This is a genomic window from Nonomuraea marmarensis (assembly GCF_043197025.1).
Lineage (GTDB): Bacteria > Actinomycetota > Actinomycetes > Streptosporangiales > Streptosporangiaceae > Nonomuraea > Nonomuraea marmarensis.
On the sequence record NZ_JBICRM010000038.1, the window covers coordinates 16,232 to 32,669 of the forward strand.

The window sequence follows — 16,438 nt, forward strand, 5'->3', positions numbered from 1 at the left end:
GTCGTGGGCCGGCGGGCGATGCCCGGTGACGGCCTCACGGTGGCGGGCCCCGCCCCGGCCGGCAGTGACGCGGCAGGTTCCAGGCCGGCATGGGTGGGTACGCGTACCTCCACCCTTGAGAAAGGCCTGGTACGCCGATGATCGGAAGGCTGATCGAGCTGGGTGGCTTTGGGGTGGAGGCCGCCGCGACGCTCACCCGTAATGGGCTGCTGCGGCCGGCGCACCCGGCCGTGCTGGCGCGGGTGGTGGAGGCGTACCGGCATTTCGACGCCACCCCCGCCGCCGGGGTGGCCGTCGCGGCGGCGCGCTGGCCGGACCGCGAGGCCGTCGTGGACGAGGACGGGTCGCTGACGTTCGCCGAACTGGACGAGCGGGCCGCCGCCCTGGCCGCGGGACTGCACCAGCGGCTCGGTGTGGGGCCGCGTACGACGGTGGCGGTCATGTGGCCGAACCACCGCGGGTTCGTCGAGGCCGTCGCGGCCGTGTCCCGGCTGGGCGCGGACCTGCTGCCGCTCAACACCGGGCTGGCCGGGCCCCGGCTGCGTGGCGTGTTGCGGCGCGAGGGCGTGCAGGCGCTCATCGCCGCGCCGGACCTGCCGCCCGTGGAGTTCGACGGCCCCCGCGTCGGCGACCTGGACGAACTGGTGCGAGACGGGGCGGCGGCCGCTCCGGTGCCGCGGCGGCCCGGGCGGCTGGTGCTGCTCACGTCCGGCACGACCGGCGCGCCCAAGGGCGCACCCCGGCGGTTGTCGCTGGCCGCGCTGGCCGAGCCGTTCGTCTCGATGCTCGCCACCGTGCCCGTGCGCTCCGGGGAGCCGATGCTCATCGCCCCGCCGCTGTTCCACGGTCTCGGACTGCTCTGGTACGGCGTCGCGCTCGTTCTCGGCTGCCCGGTCGTCCTCATGCGCCGCTTCGACCCCGAGGCCGTGCTCGACGCGCTGGCCACGAACCGGGCGGGGGCGCTGGTAGCTGTGCCGATCATGTTGCAGCGCCTGCTGGCTCGCCGGCCTCGCGGCCTGCCGGACCTGCGGGTGGTGGTCTCCGGCGGCTCCGCGCTGCGGCCCGAGCTGGCCACCGCGTTCCTGGACACCTACGGCGACGTGCTCTACAACCTCTACGGCTCCACGGAGGCCGGCTGGGCCGCGCTCGCCACGCCCGCCGACCTGCGTGCCGCCCCGGACACCGTCGGCCGCCCGCCACGCGGCACCACCGTCCGGATCGCGGGCCCGTACGGCGAGGAGCAGCCGACCGGGGAGGTCGGGCGGGTGCTCGTCGGCGGCGGGCTGACGCAGGCCGGTACGGGCTTGTTGAGTACCGGCGACCTCGGGCACCGGGACGGCCGGGGGCTGCTGTTCATCGACGGCCGCGACGACGACATGATCGTCTCAGGCGGTGAGAACGTCTTCCCGCAGGAGGTCGAGAACCTCCTGGCCCGCCACCCGGGCGTCGCCGACGTGGCCGTGCTGGGCGTGCCCGACGAGGAGTACGGCCAGCGCCTGGCGGCCTACGTGGTCCCCGAGGAAGGCGCCACGCTGTCGGCCGAGGAGCTCAGGCAGGCCGTGAAGGGGGAGCTGGCCGGGTTCAAGGTGCCGCGCGACGTCGAGTTCGTGCCGTCGGTGCCGCGAAACCAGACCGGCAAGGTGGACCGCATCAAGCTGGTGTCCCAGTAACCGAGCTGTTGTGACTGAGCGCTTCAGTTGGCGGGAATCGCCCGCTGAAACGCTTAGTCACCACAATTGATTGTTACGAGGCCCCCTTAGTCGGCGTCTAGAACGAAGAACAGGAAGCCCAGGAAGCTCGTGCCGGTGCGCTCGCGGAATACCTCGGGGAACAAATCGCGGGCCTCCGGCACAGCCGGCGGTTCGCTGATGACGCTGATGCGAAAGCCAGCCGCGGTGAAGGCGTCGGTCATCGCGTGCAGCGGCCGGTCCCAGAAGCTCATCTGGGCAGTCTGCCCACCCATGGTCCATTCTTCGGTCCGGTTACGGGTCTCGAAATAGTTGGTCTTGTCCCCGGCCAAGCGACGCATGAGGGTGATGGCGAAAGGATGCTCGACCGAGACGAGGAGTCGGCCGCCAGGCCTCAGCACGCGTCGCAGTTCGGCCAGCGTCGGTCCCCAGTCTTCCAGGTAGTGCAGCACCAGGGACGCGATGACGTCGTCGAACGCGCCGTCGGGAAAGAGCAGCGGGCTGGCCAGGTCGGCGACCCGCAGGTCCGCGTCGGTGCCCAGCCGCCGTCGGGCCAGCTCCAGCATCCCGGCACTCGCGTCGATGCCGGTCACGATGGCGCCTCGATCGCGCAGCGCGGAGAACAGGGGACCCGAGCCGCAGCCGGCGTCGAGGATCCGCCGGCCGGTCACGTCCCCGGCAAGCTCCAGCATCGCGGGCCGCTCGTAGTACGCGTTCAGCAGGCTGGCCTCGTTCTCGGCCGCATACCCCTCGGCGAGACGGTCATAGTCGTTGAATAGGGACGGATGTGCGGTCTCAACGTGATCTTCGGGCATGGTAGGCATGCGGACCATTTTGGCCCAGTAGTCTCGGCGGTCATGACATCGGACGCCGACACCTGCTCGATTTTGATACCGATGTCTTCGCGCTGGCGACGCGGCTGACCACGGACGAAGCCGCCGACCTCGCCCTCATCTCATGGCAGGATCGGTATCCGCCCATTGCTCGCTCACTGCCCACGATGGACCGCCGGCGACCTAGGCCTGACGATTGGCTGTTCACTGCCACCCCTCGTCACTGCCCTCAATGCCTCGCTGGTGACGGCACCCCTATTCAGCAACGTTACGACGGTCCGTGGAAGCGGGTCTGGCACCTGCCCATCGTCTTCGCCTGCCCCGACCACCAGGCATTTTTGCAGCAGGGGTGTCCCGCCAATCACCCTCGGCAACGTGACCTTGGCCGCCTGATCGTCAAAGCCAGGGATGCCACCTTGCATCCGGTGCACTGCCGGGTGTCTCTTACGGAGGGACCTGGCCTCCATCCCCCGTGGCATGCAGACATTGGGCTGCGGCATCCGCCTCCGGAATCACGCCTTTGCGAGCCGGGCGGGTGCGTTGTGATCATGCCGCTCATGAGCTGCATCTTCTGCCGCATCGTCGCCGGCACTGAGCCCTCGCAGACCATCCACGAGGACGAGCACGCAATCGCCTTCCTTAACCTCTCCCAGGCCACCAGGGGTCACGCGCTGGTCGTCCCGCGAGCGCACCACCGGGACCTGGGGGAGATCCCAGTGGAGACGGCGGCGCACGTCATGCGGGCCGCGGTCGAGGTGTCCCGGCGGCTGGCTGTGCCACAGCCAGGGTGGTCCGAAGGCTTCGGCCACGTGTACCCCGCGCTCTCGAGTGGAGTGACGCGTGTCACGTCGCGTGATGTCACGTCTCAGCGATCCGTGGTGTCTTGGGGGCATGACGGAACACAACACACTTCACAAGGTCGTGGTCATCGGTGGCGGTTACGCCGGAACGCTCGCGGCCAATCGTCTGCGGATGCGCGCCGACGTCGACATCAGCCTGGTCAACCCGCGCCCGAAGTTTGTCGAACGCATCCGGCTGCACCAGTTTGTGGCCCGTACCGGCGATGCCACGATTGACTACGGCACGTTGCTCGGCGAGGGCATCCACCTGGTCGTCGACAGTGCCACGCGCATCGACACCGCCGCCCGCACGGTGCGGCTGGCGTCGGGCCGTACCTTGGACTATGACTACGTCATCTACGCGGTCGGCAGCACCAGGGCCGTCCCGTCATCGGTGCCCGGTGCGGCCGAATTTGCCTTCGACATCGCCGAATTCGAGTACGCGCAGCGGCTGCGCGCCGGGCTGGAGGAATTGCCCCTCGATGCTGTGGTCACCGTGGTCGGCGGCGGATTGACCGGCATCGAGACGGCCGCCGAGCTGGCCGAGCAAGGGCGCAGGGTCACGCTGGTGTGTGGCCGTGCCTTGGCACCGACGTTCAGCGCATCTGGTCGCCGATACATCGCCAAGTGGCTGTCCCGGCACGGTGTCGTGGTGCTCGAGGCCGCCGTGGTGAGCAAGGTGCGGCCGGACGCGGTCGTCCTCGCCGACGGCGCGGTGCGCATGAGCGCGCTGACCATCTGGACGGGCGGCTTCGGTGTGCCGGAGCTGGCGGCGGCGAGCGGGCTGCGCACCGACGCGCTCGGTCGGCTGCTCACCGACGAGACGCTGACCAGCGTCGACGACGACCGCATCGTCGCGGCCGGGGACGCCGCCGCACCGTCGGGTCAGCCGCTGCGGATGAGCACGTACGTCGCCGGGCCGCTCGGGGCGCAGGCCGCAGACACCGTGCTGAGCCGCATCGCGGGGACCGAACCGGCGGTGATCGACGTGGCCATGTCGGGGGCGTGCGTCAGCCTCGGCCGGCACGCCGGCATCCGGCAGATCGCCCGCAAGGACGACACCGCGGTGAACGTCTACATCGGCGGCCGCATGGGCGCGGCGATCAAGGAGATGACCTGCAAGTTCGTGGTGGACAAGAGGATCCGCCGCGAGGCCCGCGAGCCGGGTTCGATGGGTTGGTTCAAGGGCGGCCCGCGTCCCGGCCAGTTGGCCTCCGCTGCGCGGGTGGTCACCTCTTCATGAGCACCGATGAGCATGCCGAGCGGTTCACCCTGTTGCGGCCGCTGCTGTTCACGATCGTCTACGAGATCCTCGGCTCGGTGACCGAATCCGACGACGTGCTGCAGGACAGCTATCTGCGGTGGGCCGACGTGGACCTGGCGACGGTGCGGGACACCAAGTCGTATCTGGCACGGCTGGTGACCCGTCAGGCGCTCAACGCCTTGCGGGCCAGCGCGCGCCGTCGCGAGGACTACATCGGCCCGTGGCTGCCCGAGCCGCTGCTGCTGGAGGAGAAGGACGCCTCGGCCGATGTGGTGCTCGCCGAGTCGGTGTCGATGGCGATGCTCGTGCTGCTCGAAACGCTCACCCCCGATGAGCGTGCGGTGTTCGTGCTGCGCGAGGTGTTCGGCTTCGGCTACGACGACATCGCCCTCGCGGTGGGCAAATCCGTGGCCACGGCGCGCCAGGTGGCGCACCGCGCCCGCGAGCACGTACAGGCGCGGCGCAAGCGCTTGGAGCCCGGCGACGCCGCTACGACCGCGCAGATCACCGAACAGTTCGTTACCGCGGCGGCCACCGGTGACCTGGGAGGGCTGCTCTCGCTGCTCGCGCCGGATGTCACCTGGACCGCCGACAGCGGTGGCAAGACCACCGCGTCGCGCCGGCCGGTGGTGGGCGCGCAGAAGGTGGCCGCGGTCCTCATGAGCATGTTCAGCCTGGAGCGGGTGGCGGACCTGCGGATCGAGATGGTCAACTGCAACAACATGCCCGCGCTGGTACTCAGCGGCGAGCGTCAGAAGGGCGTCTTCCTGATGGAGATCGCCGATGGGAAGATCACCAACTTCTACGCCATCCGCAACCCAGACAAACTCCTCGCGGTGGCGGCTCCGCGCCAGATCAGCCGGTAGAGGGCTTCGCCGCTGCGTCCCCCGATTGAACGATGACAAGGAATTGAACCATGAGCGACACACAGGTAGTGATCGCCGGAGCGGGGCCGACAGGGCTGATGCTCGCGTGCGAGCTGCGGCTCGCCGGGGTCGATGTGCTCATGCTCGAGCGTCTCCCGGAGCCTCGCACGGTGGAATCGCGGGCCAGTGGTCTGCACATCCGCACAATGGAGACGCTCGATCAGCGGGGCCTCCTGGACCGGTTTCTCGAGCGCGGAGGGCGCAGGCCGGGCGTGCACTTCTCCGCCCTCCCGCTCGACCTGTCCGATATGACGACGCGGCATCCGTACGTTCTCGTCATCTCGCAGCACGAGGTGGAACGGCTGCTGGGGGAGCACGCGGCGGAGGCCGGGGTACGGCTGCGCCGCGGCGCAGAGCTGACGGGGTTCACCCAGGACGAAACGGGTGTCACGGTGGAGCTCGCGGACGGGTCGCGTGTCCGGGCCGACTACCTCGTCGGTTGCGACGGCGGCCGCAGCACCGTGCGCAGGCTCGCGGGCATCGAGTTCCCCGGCACACCGGCTACGATGACCGCCATGCTCGGCGACGTCGAACTCGCCGAGCCGCCCGCGGACGACATCTTTCAGGAGCGCCGCGAGCACGGCAGCTTCTCGGTCCTCAAGTTCGGCCCGGACTGGTACCGGGTGCTGACCGGCGAGTTCGATCACGTCGCTGACCGGGACGAACCGGTGACCCTGGAGACCCTCCGCAAGGCCTTGCTCAAGATCGCTGGGACGGATTACGGGATGCACTCGCCGCGCTGGCTCTCCCGGCATGGCGACGCGGCGCGCCAGGCCGACCGTTGCCGCGAGGGCCGGGTTCTCCTGGCTGGGGACGCCGCGCACATCCACTTCCCGGCGGGCGGTCAGGGCCTGAACACCGGCGTGCAGGACGCGGTCAACCTCGGCTGGAAGCTCGCCGCTGTCGTCCGCGGCCAAGCCCCGGACCTGTTGCTCGACACCTACCAGGCCGAACGCCACCCGGTCGCCGCCCGCGTCCTGCAGAACACCCGCGCCCAGACCGCACTCACGCGGGTGGACGATCACACCTCCGCTCTGCGCGAGGTGCTGGGCGATCTCATCGGCATCGATGAGGTACGGCTGCGCCTGGCCGGTATGATCACGGCGACCGACATCAGGTATCCGATGGAGGGGACGGATGACCTCCTCGGCATGCGGATGCCGGATCTCGACCTCGAACACGGTCGCGTCTACGAACTGCTGCACCGCGCTCGCGCGGTTCTGCTGGATCTCGTTGGTCTCCCGCCGCTCGCTGCCGTCGTGACCGGCTGGGCGGACCGAGTCGATCTCGTCCGCGCCCGTCCTGCGAAGGGCTCCGACCTCGGCGCGGACGCCGTACTCATCCGTCCCGACGGACACGTCGCCTGGGTCACCCGCGCCGGCGAGCAGCCAGACCTGGACGCTCTCCGGGCCGCCCTCACGACGTGGCTCGGCCCAGCTGGTCTTCACGGTGCGCAGGTACGCCACCGGCCCGCCCCTGCGGCCCACGCAAAACCCGGACTAGCACGACTCTGCGGGGACAAGCCACCTCCCGATCACGACAGCGCCGCGTCCGTGACGCCCGGGCGCAGCGGCCGCCAGCCGCCACCGTCCAGCTTGGCCAACTCCGCCTCGACGTCCACGGTGATGACGCCGAAGAAGTTGACGTTCTCGCTGTGCGCCGCGGAGATGTGCGCCAGCAGCTCGTCGGGAACGTCCCGGCCGGCCGCGCGCAGCTGCTGCACAGCGAGTGAGTAGTACTCGGTCGTCCAGGTGATGACAGCGTTGGTCAGAACGGTCAGGCACCACGCCTGATCGGTCTGGTCGGCCAAGGCCGGCTTGGTGATGGCGCCCTGGTGGGCGTAGTGCAGGTCGCGGCGCAGCGCGTGCAGGCTCTCGCCTTTGTTCAGCTGGCGGGCGATCTTCCTGCGGTAGGCCGGGTCCGACAGATACTTCGCCGCGTGCAGCGTGCGGCGCAGCATGCCCCACTCCTTCAGCGCCGCGGCCAGGGTGTTCTGCCGGGAGGCGGCCGACCACTTGCCCACCACCAGCGAGGCGGTGGCCTGGCCATACTTCAGCGATCCGGCCATGCGCAGCAGGTCCGGCCAGCACTCGGTGATGAGGTCTTCGTTCCAGCGGGCGCCCAGCAGCGGGCCCGCGTGCGGATAGCGCTTGACCACCTCGGTGGGCGTGTCGTCCCGGACCAGGGTGATCTTACCGAGGTCGCGGATGCGCGGGGAGAGCAGCTTGCCCACCAGGTCGAACAACGCGAAGTTGATCAACGTGCCGCCGTGGGTATCGGTCGCGTGCTCGAACAGGGGCAGATCGGTGGCGTTGCCCAGGAAGTCGTCCAGCACGAAGTGCGCCTCACGGGCGTTCGGCACGATGATCTTCGTGCCGAACGTGGAGTGCTGGTCGGACACGTGCGTGTAGGACGACAGCACCTGGCCGCCGTGGATGGTCATGTCCCGGGCGGTCGTGCTCTTGCCGCGGACCGGGAATCGCTGGCCGTCCGGCATAGCGGGTCGGCACGAACGAGGTCGGGGCGCCCTCGGGCACTTTACGTCCGCCGCTCTCGTTCAGCCGCTTCAAGATGGCCACCGCCTCCATCAACTCCGCGGTGCCGGTGCTGCCCTTGAAGTCGATCGCCGCCAGCATCTGGGGGTGAATAGTGGCGCTGCTCCTCGCGGCGTTCCAGCGCCTGGTTGGTCGAGCGGCGGCCCACCGAGGCCAGAAAGCGGCGTCGCTCGGCGGCCAGGGCCGACACATCCATCGTGTGGGCGTCCTGTTGCGCAGGTAGAGCAGCTTGTCGATGGCCGTCTTCACCGAGGTCGCGCTGGCGTCGGTGGCGAGTTCGTCCATGAGCTGGTCGACCGCCCGGGTCGACAGACGCCCGCCGCGGCGATTGAGGAACAGCGCCGGGGTGTCGGCGCCGGGCCAGGAGGCGCGGTCGGTGCGCCACTCGGTGATGGAGGTCCGCGCGGTGCCGTCCAGGAGCGGGATCTCGCGGGAGGTCTCGCCCTTGCCGGAGCGGACGATGACCTTGCCTTTGCGCGCCGAGAGCGGGACGTCGTCGTCGTCCAGAGCGACGAGCTCGGCGATCCGGACGCCGGAGTAGAACAGCAGCCGGCCGATGGCGCGGTCGCGGGCGAGGGGGCGGCGTTCGACGGCGCGCAGGTAGCGCTTCTGCTGGCGGGCGTCCAGGGCGCGAAGAGATATCAGAAGCTCTGATGGGGGGGCGGCGTCGGCGCGTTGATCGGGCCCAAAGTCCCGAGGCCACGCTCAGGCCAAGTCCGTTCGGGGGTCGGCCAAGATACGACGGAAACCGGCAACCAGTGATCTTGAGTTGAACTTGCCGCAGGTGAGGTGCTGGGGCGGATCGGCGTCGGCTGCCCGACCAGGGACAGCGATGCGCAAACGCAGCCGGAGGCCCGATCTTGTGTCACCGTTCGCAGTGGACTTCTTCGCGTACCCGCTCAGATCGGTCAACGGCGCACCCGATAGCGCAGGTGAAGCACCCGGTTGCCCTGAATCACCACGTCAGGATCCTCCAACAGGTGCTGCGCGTGGACCGACCCGAAGTAGCGCTTGCCGGACCCGAACACGACGGGTACGACGTCCATGCGCACCTCGTCGATCAGGCCCGCGGCAAGCACCTGGCCACCGACGTCGCCAGCGGCGACCTCGACCATGCGGTCACCCGCAAGCTCCTGCGCCTTGGCCACGGCTGCCTCGACGCCGTCGACGAAGTGAAACGGCGCCTCGGGGTCCCAGCCCTCGGGCATCGGCCGGTGCGACACGACGACCACGTGGTCGATCCCGCCCGGAGGCTTCCCGTCCCAGCCGTCCGTCAGGTCGAAGACGTGGCGGCCGACGATCGTGACTCCGATCTGGTCCCAGTACGGCCGGGTGTAGTCGTAGGACGTCTGCGACACCTTCATCTCGCCGCTCTCGTCCAATGGGACGTCACCGTTGGACAACCAGTCGAACAGCGGTCCGGGCTGGTCATTCTCGTCCGCGACGAAGCCGTCCACCGACACCGAGCTGTACATGACCACCTTGCCCACGGGGCTCTCCTCTGCTTTGGGGTGCCCCCAAATTAGCGTGTCGTGAGCTGTCGCTCTTGTAAGAAATCAATCGGCCGGCAGCGGCCAGCCGTCCAGAACGTGGCCGGGATGTTCGCGCAGGAACCGCCGCCGGACTTCGACGTACCGGGTCGGCGTGAGCCCGGTGAACGCCCGGAACTCGTGGCCGAAGTGGGCCTGGTCGAAGTAGCCTGCGCCACCGGCGAGGTCGCCCCAGTCGATCGGTCCGGCGGGGTTGATCGCGAACACGGTGGCGGCGAAGCGGTAGGTGCGGGCCAGCCGCTTCGGCGTGACGCCGATGAGCTCCTTGAACCGCTGCGCCAGATGAGTGCTGCTGACACCGACTGCCACGCTCAGGTCGCCGATCGCCACCGCCCCGCTGGTCGCCGCGATGACGCTGCTCGTATGGCGGACCAGCCCCAGACCGGCGGTCTCGCACAGCCGTCGCATTAGCTCCTCCTCGAGCAGCGTCAGCATCTCGTACGGCCCGGCCGCCGTGGCCAGCCGGTCCCGCAGCTCAGCAATGGCGGGCCGGCCCCAAACCTGCTCCACTGTCACCGGCCGGTCACACAGCTCGGCCGCGGGCATCGGCAGGAACGGCGCCAGCCCCCACGGCTTGACGTGCACGCCGACGGACCGGGTCCCCGGCGGATAGCCGAACTCCAACGCGCGGGTGGGCATGGTGACCACGCAGCCGTCGGCGTACTCGGCCGTCTCGATGTCGGTGCCGGCGCGGATGCGGAACGGCGCCCCGAGGTTGACGATGAGCAACGCCGCCGGCATCGGCGGCAGCATCAGCCGGGCGTACGGCGGCGCACCCTCCAGGTAGTAAAGGTCGTCGATCAGCCCGTCCAGCGGCGGTCGCGGCACTCTGGACACGTACTCCACGCCCACAGTATCGCCGACGCCCCGCCGGGCATCGAGCGCCGGGATGGTCCAGCCGCGCTGCCGCCGGAACGGGCGAGAGGTATGACCGTCTGGGCGTCCCGGACCCCCGGTCAGTCCGACGGGGGATGTCAGGCGGTTCCGTGGGGGTTGTCGATGACGTACCGCCACTGCCCGTTCTGGCCGCGTCTGACGACGTCAGTGGCGGTGCCGCTCATGTCGACGGCGCTGCCGTCGCGTGCGGTGCCGCGTATCGACCAGTCCACGATGAGCAGCGCGATGTCCCCGGCGACATACACGTGTCTGGGGCGCGCCTCGATCGGCAGGCCCAGGCTCTGCAGGTGCTGGTTGGCGGCGAGCCGTGCGGGGCCGGTGACGGGATAGCCGGGCACCGGTACGAGGATGCCGTCGTCCTCGTAGACGTGATCGACGGCTTGCGGGTCACCGGCGTTCATAGCCACCACGAAGCGTGCAGCGGGGCTGTCGGGGTCGCCAGCGAGAACCACGCGAGATTCCGATGTGTCATGACTGTTCATGACAAAATGATCATATCACAGCCGAGGCTCCTAGTGACGGGTGTCGCCTGCCTGGGCGATCCGGCGGCTGTGATGGCCTGGTTGTTCAGGCGCGAGTTCCGGCGGGGGACGACCAAGGCGCGGTGGTCGAACTGGGAGCCAGGATCGCGGGGGTACGGGCGGAGCTTGCCGGAGGTTGCGGCCGGCAAGGAATCGAGCAGGCTCGTGCGGGAGGCCCGGCGATTTCGGTTCCTCATCGGCTCGGCCCAGAAATCTACTTTGTAAAGGCGCTCGGCTGTTGCAGTCAACCTTAACGACACCAATATCCAAACCCATCGCCCGCGATATCGGCCAGAATCGCCTGTACCGGCCGGGCCTGAGCGAGGGCGAGGCCTGGCCGCAGCTGGAGGATGTCCTGTCGGGCAAGACCATCGACTGGGAACTGATCGCCAACCAGTACGACCAGATGATCAAATACGCGACCGCGCTGCGGCTGCGCACCGCCGAGGCCCACCAGATGCTGCGCCGCTTCACCCGTGGCGGTCCCAAACACCCCACCTACCGGGCCATCGAGGAACTCGGCCGGGTGATCAGGACGATCTTCATCTGCGACTACCTCGCCGAGGAAGAACTACGACGCGAGATCCACGAGGGCCTCAACGTGGTGGAGAATTGGAATTCGGCCGATAAAGACATTTTCTACGGTAAGGCTGGTGATCTGACCGGCGACGACCGCGAACACGTCGAGGTCTCCGCCCTGGCCATTCACCTGGTCCAGGCCGCGATCGTCTACCTGAACACCAGGATGGTCCAGATCGTCCTCGCCGAGCCCCGATGGCAGAAGAAGCTCACCGACGCCGACCGGCGCGGCCTGTCGGCCCTCTTCTGGAGCCACCTGAACCTGTACGGCAAGTTCGAGCTCGACATGAGCTCGACATGAGCAAACGGCTCGACCTCGGACCAGGTCCGAGCCCTGAGGCCCTGCCGGGCGGCGGCAGCTGAGGTTCGCCTGGCCGACGTCCGCTGAGCTGCCTTCGGAGAGTTGAGGTGAGGCATGAGGACGTGTCGTTGCCGGCCAGTGGTCGTCTTCGCCGCCGCAACGGCCGCGCCTTCACAACGATCTGGCTGTTGCGGTCCGCAAGTCTGGCAGGGCGAACACATCCCCGGCCTGGGCCAGGCACGAGCGAAGGAAGTCGGCGATCTGCGGCGGCTGCAGCGTGATGGACCCGATGCCCTCGTTGGTGAGGGGGATGGGCTGCAGGACGTACTGGCCGCGGTCCGCTTCGGCGAACTCGGGGCCGGTCCGGTTGGCGAAGTTCCACTGCTGGATGCGGGCGAGGAAGAAGTGCTCCCGGCCGCCCGCGGTCGCCAGGATGTGCACGAGGGCGTGGATGTCAGCCTCACCCGCGAGCTCCTCACGAAGTTCGCGGTGCAGTGCCCCCTCCAGGGAGACATCGTCGGCTTCGATGCCGCCGCCCGGCAGCACCCAGTACGGGTTCTGGCCTGGTTTGATCCGTTTGATGGTGAGCAGGTGGCCATCATCTGTGATCAGGATGGCGCGGACTCGGTCGCGCATGGGGACATCCTCTCAAAGGTTGGGGGCGTGCGGTCAGTGAAGTAGCCAGCCGCCGTCGACATGCAGGGATTGGCCGGTGATGAAGGCGGCCTCGGGGCTGGCGAAGAAGACGACGGCGGCGGCGACATCGTGTGGTTGGCCGCGCCGGGGGACGCATTGGCGGGCGATCTGTGCCGCGACAGGGGTGCGGTCGCTGGCCGGGAGTTTGTTTTCCCGATCGACCTGGATGGGGCCGGGTATCACGGTGTTCACGGTGATGCCGTGTTCGCCGAGTTCGCGGGCCAGCGCGCGGGTCAGGCCGTGCAGCCCGGCCTTGGCCACGCCGTAGGCGGCCAGCCCGGCCCGGCCGCTTCGGGCGGTGATGCTGCCAATGTTGATGATCCGGCCGCCGCCGCGGGCCGCCATATCCGCGGTCATTGCCCGGGTGATGCGGTAGTGGGCGGTGAGGTTGAGATCGAGAGCGACGGCCCATGCCTCCTCGTCGAGGTCGGCCCACCTGGTGCGCGGATAATCGCCGGCGTTGTTGACCAGGACGTCCACCGGGCCGAGCCGGTGAGCCACGTCGGCGGTCATGGTAGTGACGTCGGCTGCGCGGGTGAGGTCCCCCTTGACGGTGATGCCGGTGCGCTCTGTCCTGGTGATGGCGGCGATGACGAGGTCGGCTTCGTATTCCTGGTGGCCGGGGTGGGCCACCGCGACGTCGGCGCCGGAGCGGGCCAGGGCGACGGCGATAGCCGCGCCGATCCCCGTTGCGGCGCCGGTGACGAGGGCGACCTTGTGGTCGAGGGGGTTATCGAACGGCGTTGTGTGCGGCATGAGGGGTCCCGGAAGCATCGGTGATCAGGTCGCTGAGGCTGACGGCGGGGTCGAGGGCGCGGCCGAGTAGGGCCAGGCAGATGGCGGCGTCGGCGCGGGACAGGCTGGACAGCGGGATGACGCCGAGGATGCGCAGGGCCAGCCACGGGCCCAGCGCGGTTCGCGGGTCGAGTGCGGGCGGGGCCAGGCGGTCGGCCAGGTCGGTGTCGAGCCGCACCAGGAGCGTCTGCAGGGCGGCGCGCCTGCCTGGCCCGGCGGTCAGGGCCGCGTCCACCTCGATATGGTCGCCGTCGATGTGGAGATGGCGTAGGGCCGGGCGGGTGGTGGCGGCGCGCCGATGCACCGTGCGGGCGTAGGTGGCCGGCTGGTAGGCGGGTACCAGCCAGCCACCCATCCCGGCCAGATACCAGAACATGACGGCCGCCTCACCGGCGATGCTGTTGCGTCCGGCGTGTTCGAAATCGAGCCAGCACAGCTCGTCGCAGGCGATGTTGGGTTCGGTCGGATCGCCCTGGGTGATCGCCGAGGGCCACAGGCTGGCGGGGGTGAGGATGGTGCGCAGGCGGCCGAGCAGGTCGGGCAGGTCGAGGCTGTAGCCGCGGCCGGGGGTGGCCACGGTGAGCGGGCGGGTGCTGCCGTACCAGCGGTCCAGGCGCCCGCGCGGGCGCAGCCGTCCGGCGTACAGGGCGGGGACACACGCGCTCAGCGGCACCTTCTGGCCGGTGCGCTGATAGGCCAGCTGCCAGTTGTCGCATACGGCGTCGACCAGCGCCCGCACGCGCGGCGTCTGGGAGGGGTCGGCGTCGGCCTCGGTGATGACGTCGGCCAGCAGGCCCCGGCAGCGGCCACGGGCGAACACGTCCTGGTAGATCAGGGTGGAGCGGTCGCCGAGGTCGCGTCGGCTCAGCAGGTCGGGGATCGGCAGAAGGCCGCGCAACTGCTGCCATCCGCGGTGTTCGGTGTCGGCCCGGGGCCGGGGCATGGTCTTGCGAAAGGTGCCGTCGGCGTGGTGATGCCAGCCCAGTTCGGGCCGGTCGCTGGTGACAGTGCGGGCGAGGCTGGTGGTCATCGGGCCTCCCGCAGGCTGGCCAGCCACCAGCCGAGCACCTGGCGGGCCAGACCGGCGACGGTCTCCGGATTGGTGTGCCCGGGGAGTTCGGCGGCGGGGGCGGTGAGACTGGTCAAGGTGAGAAAGGCGGCCAGGGCATCGGCGTCGCCGACGTGGTGTTGCCCCTCGGCCCCGAGCACGATCTTGGCGAGGAGGGCCGTCTGCTTGTAGAGGCTGCGCACCTGCAGCGGCCGGCGAATGAGCAGCCGCCGGATCTGCACGGCTGCCGCTGTGGCGTCGGCGGCGCTGGCCACGGCCACCGTAGCGGGGGCGGGTCGGGGCAGGCGCAGGCCGGGTGAGTGCCACAGCACCGGCGTGGTCCCGGCGGTGATGGAGGCCAGCGTGTGCAGCAGCCGGGACGGCAGCACGCCCGCGCGGCACTCGGCCGCGCTGATGAGGGTCAGGCCCAGCTTGACGCCATCGAGCCGGGGTTCGTGGCGGGCCACGACGTCGCCGATCGCAGCCGTGTCGGGTTCACCGTCGGCCAGCAGCACGATGTCCAGGTCGCTCCACCCGTCGTGGTAGCCGCCCCGTGAGGCGCTGCCGGTGACGGCGACCAGATCCACGAGGGCGGGGGTGAGCTCACCGGTCAGGGCCCGCAGGAAACCGGTCAGGTGGTCGGGCAGCCCCAGCGCGTCGATGCCGGTCAGGCGCGGCGAGGCGAGCGTCCAGGCCCGCTCGCGCACCAGCCGGTCCAGCCGGTGGTACAAGGCGTACAGGGGGCCGTTGTTGTCCACGACCACGTCGGCGAGCGTCTTGACCTGGTCGGCGCCGCGGGATCGCTTGACCGCGTCGCGCTCGGTCACATCGCCCGGCCCGGCCGTGCCGCGCTCCTGCCGCACGCGCAGATCGGCATCCAGGTAGGCGACGGTCACGCCGTCCCCGAGCAGCGGCTTGAGCGCACCGCATAGATCCCGGCTGTGCAGGCTCTCGATGCTGACGATCTCCTGGTAGTGGTGGGCCGCGCAGTACCGGTCGAGCTCGTCGACGAGCAACTCGGCGGCCAGCAGGGGAGGCAGCGCGTACACGTCGGCGATCTGGTGCCGGGCGGCGGCCGCCTGCAGCAGGTAGCCGATCTTCAGTCGGGCGCTGCCGTGACGCTCGGCGAGATAGGCCCCGGCGCTGCTCTTGCCGCACTCCGACAGCCCGCCCAGGGCGATGACGTGCACGCCGCAGATCGTCGGCGGCAGCACGTCGATGCCGTGGTCGGGCAGCAGTCGGCACAGCTGGCGCTGGACCTGGATGATCGGCTGTGTGCCGGTCACGATCGTCGCGCTGCTGGGGTGTGGCCGCTGGTGCAGGTGGCGGTTCAGCATGTGCTGGTAGGCGCGGTAGCGGGCGGTGGTGGAGCGTTCCCTGGACAGTGCGCGGGCGGCGCCCGTGGCCGGGTCATCGGCGTGCAGCAGCATGATCTCCGCCATGTCGGCGAAGGCCTGGCCGAGGTCGCCGTCGTAGGGGGCCAGGAGTCGCCGGGCGTGGTCGGCGGCGTGCTCATGGTCGAGGCCGAGCCGTACGGCGGCGGTGGCCACCACGCTGGCCTCCAGCATGGAGTGTCCGCGGTCCATCAGCACCAGGCCCTCGCGTCGGTGAGCGTGCCGCGCCCGCTCCAGGTAGGAGCAGGCGAGCACGTCGGCGACCTCTTCGAGTGGCGCGTCGGTGAACCACCAGTGGGCGAGCCCTCCGGCGTGCGCCTGCTGCCAGCGAGGATCGAAGTCATCGAGCCGACCGGCGTCCGATGATCCCGGGATGCGGCGGGTGAGCAGCCGGATCTGGGAGGTCTTCCCGACGTTGTCCGGGCCGCTGATCGCCAGGATAGGCATGGGATTCCCTTTCCTGTGACGTCTTGACGGGGAGTCAAGGCCAGGAGACACCCCAAGAAGCCGTCGCGGGCGGTCAGCGGGCGATCACGCAAATGTTTTGCATGC

Annotated in this window: 13 protein-coding genes and 3 pseudogenes; 6 read left to right on the forward strand and 10 right to left on the reverse strand. The window is 69.7% G+C overall.

Going from position 1 to position 16,438, the window contains the following annotated elements:
- Positions 1 to 137: 137 nt before the first annotated feature.
- The gene (locus tag ACFLIM_RS41095; protein WP_393174534.1) at positions 138 to 1,670 is read left to right on the forward strand and encodes an AMP-binding protein; all 1,533 of its coding nucleotides are present in this window, start codon (positions 138 to 140) and stop codon (positions 1,668 to 1,670) included.
- 86 nt (positions 1,671 to 1,756) lie between these two features.
- On the opposite strand, the gene ACFLIM_RS41100 is transcribed toward ACFLIM_RS41095, so the two are convergent.
- The gene (locus ACFLIM_RS41100) at positions 1,757 to 2,521 is read right to left on the reverse strand and encodes a class I SAM-dependent methyltransferase (RefSeq protein WP_393174536.1); all 765 of its coding nucleotides are present in this window, start codon (positions 2,519 to 2,521) and stop codon (positions 1,757 to 1,759) included.
- A gap of 74 nt (positions 2,522 to 2,595) precedes the next feature.
- Between ACFLIM_RS41100 and ACFLIM_RS41105 the strand changes: the two are divergent.
- The 4 genes and pseudogenes from ACFLIM_RS41105 to ACFLIM_RS41120 form a co-directional block, all read left to right on the forward strand.
- Positions 2,596 to 3,279, forward strand: a pseudogene (locus tag ACFLIM_RS41105) (TniQ family protein); the annotation flags it as partial.
- A 133-nt stretch (positions 3,280 to 3,412) separates the two neighbouring features.
- Positions 3,413 to 4,603, forward strand: a complete 1,191-nt coding sequence (locus ACFLIM_RS41110; RefSeq protein WP_393174538.1) for an NAD(P)/FAD-dependent oxidoreductase — start codon at positions 3,413 to 3,415, stop codon at positions 4,601 to 4,603.
- On the forward strand, positions 4,600 to 5,490 hold the full coding sequence (sigJ, locus tag ACFLIM_RS41115) for an RNA polymerase sigma factor SigJ (RefSeq protein ID WP_393174540.1): 891 nt from the start codon (positions 4,600 to 4,602) through the stop codon (positions 5,488 to 5,490). The genes ACFLIM_RS41110 and sigJ overlap by 4 nt, the downstream gene beginning before the upstream one ends.
- Positions 5,491 to 5,540: 50 nt before the next feature.
- A pseudogene (locus ACFLIM_RS41120) lies at positions 5,541 to 6,977 on the forward strand (FAD-dependent monooxygenase); the annotation flags it as partial.
- A gap of 107 nt (positions 6,978 to 7,084) precedes the next feature.
- On the opposite strand, the gene ACFLIM_RS41125 reads toward ACFLIM_RS41120, so the two are convergent.
- The 5 genes and pseudogenes from ACFLIM_RS41125 to ACFLIM_RS41145 all read right to left on the reverse strand — a co-directional run bounded on the left by ACFLIM_RS41125 (position 7,085) and on the right by ACFLIM_RS41145 (position 11,034).
- A complete protein-coding gene (locus ACFLIM_RS41125) occupies positions 7,085 to 8,047 on the reverse strand; it encodes a Tn3 family transposase (protein WP_393174542.1) in 963 nt (320 codons plus the stop codon).
- A gap of 376 nt (positions 8,048 to 8,423) precedes the next feature.
- A pseudogene (locus ACFLIM_RS41130) lies at positions 8,424 to 8,750 on the reverse strand (site-specific integrase); the annotation flags it as partial.
- 263 nt (positions 8,751 to 9,013) lie between these two features.
- A complete protein-coding gene (locus ACFLIM_RS41135) occupies positions 9,014 to 9,595 on the reverse strand; it encodes a dihydrofolate reductase family protein (protein ID WP_393174544.1) in 582 nt (193 codons plus the stop codon).
- 66 nt (positions 9,596 to 9,661) lie between these two features.
- Positions 9,662 to 10,501 (reverse strand): helix-turn-helix domain-containing protein, encoded by an 840-nt coding sequence (locus tag ACFLIM_RS41140; protein WP_393174546.1) that lies wholly within the window; start codon positions 10,499 to 10,501, stop codon positions 9,662 to 9,664.
- 128 nt (positions 10,502 to 10,629) lie between these two features.
- Positions 10,630 to 11,034: a YybH family protein gene (locus ACFLIM_RS41145; RefSeq protein WP_393174548.1), complete on the reverse strand. Its 405-nt coding sequence runs from the start codon at positions 11,032 to 11,034 to the stop codon at positions 10,630 to 10,632.
- A 277-nt stretch (positions 11,035 to 11,311) separates the two neighbouring features.
- Between ACFLIM_RS41145 and ACFLIM_RS41150 the strand changes: the two genes are divergently transcribed.
- On the forward strand, positions 11,312 to 11,953 hold the full coding sequence (locus ACFLIM_RS41150) for a Tn3 family transposase (protein WP_393174550.1): 642 nt from the start codon (positions 11,312 to 11,314) through the stop codon (positions 11,951 to 11,953).
- Between the two features lie 171 nt (positions 11,954 to 12,124).
- Here ACFLIM_RS41150 and ACFLIM_RS41155 read toward each other — a convergent pair whose 3' ends face one another.
- From ACFLIM_RS41155 to ACFLIM_RS41170, 4 genes are read right to left on the reverse strand one after another with little or no spacing between them, the layout of a single operon-like run.
- Entirely contained in the window at positions 12,125 to 12,589 is a 465-nt protein-coding gene (locus tag ACFLIM_RS41155; RefSeq protein ID WP_393174552.1) for an NUDIX hydrolase, read from the reverse strand.
- A 33-nt stretch (positions 12,590 to 12,622) separates the two neighbouring features.
- Entirely contained in the window at positions 12,623 to 13,405 is a 783-nt protein-coding gene (locus ACFLIM_RS41160; RefSeq protein ID WP_393174554.1) for an SDR family NAD(P)-dependent oxidoreductase, read from the reverse strand.
- The gene (locus ACFLIM_RS41165) at positions 13,380 to 14,474 is read right to left on the reverse strand and encodes a hypothetical protein (RefSeq protein WP_393174556.1); all 1,095 of its coding nucleotides are present in this window, start codon (positions 14,472 to 14,474) and stop codon (positions 13,380 to 13,382) included. Before ACFLIM_RS41165 ends, ACFLIM_RS41160 begins: the two co-directional genes overlap by 26 nt.
- Positions 14,471 to 16,333, reverse strand: coding sequence for a hypothetical protein (locus tag ACFLIM_RS41170; RefSeq protein ID WP_393174558.1), 1,863 nt, complete (start codon positions 16,331 to 16,333; stop codon positions 14,471 to 14,473). The genes ACFLIM_RS41165 and ACFLIM_RS41170 overlap by 4 nt, the downstream gene beginning before the upstream one ends.
- Between the last annotated feature and the right edge of the window lie 105 nt (positions 16,334 to 16,438).

Bases quoted from the DNA above. Each gene is read 5' to 3' on its own strand.
- ACFLIM_RS41095 (WP_393174534.1), top strand. From the start codon at position 138: ATGATCGGAAGGCTGATCGAGCTGGGTGGCTTTGGGGTGGAGGCCGCC.
- ACFLIM_RS41100 (WP_393174536.1), bottom strand. From the start codon at position 2,521: ATGGTCCGCATGCCTACCATGCCCGAAGATCACGTTGAGACCGCACAT.
- ACFLIM_RS41110 (WP_393174538.1), top strand. From the start codon at position 3,413: ATGACGGAACACAACACACTTCACAAGGTCGTGGTCATCGGTGGCGGT.
- sigJ (WP_393174540.1), top strand. From the start codon at position 4,600: ATGAGCACCGATGAGCATGCCGAGCGGTTCACCCTGTTGCGGCCGCTG.
- ACFLIM_RS41125 (WP_393174542.1), bottom strand. From the start codon at position 8,047: ATGCCGGACGGCCAGCGATTCCCGGTCCGCGGCAAGAGCACGACCGCC.
- ACFLIM_RS41145 (WP_393174548.1), bottom strand. From the start codon at position 11,034: ATGAACAGTCATGACACATCGGAATCTCGCGTGGTTCTCGCTGGCGAC.
- ACFLIM_RS41155 (WP_393174552.1), bottom strand. From the start codon at position 12,589: ATGCGCGACCGAGTCCGCGCCATCCTGATCACAGATGATGGCCACCTG.
- ACFLIM_RS41160 (WP_393174554.1), bottom strand. From the start codon at position 13,405: ATGCCGCACACAACGCCGTTCGATAACCCCCTCGACCACAAGGTCGCC.
- ACFLIM_RS41165 (WP_393174556.1), bottom strand. From the start codon at position 14,474: ATGACCACCAGCCTCGCCCGCACTGTCACCAGCGACCGGCCCGAACTG.
- ACFLIM_RS41170 (WP_393174558.1), bottom strand. From the start codon at position 16,333: ATGCCTATCCTGGCGATCAGCGGCCCGGACAACGTCGGGAAGACCTCC.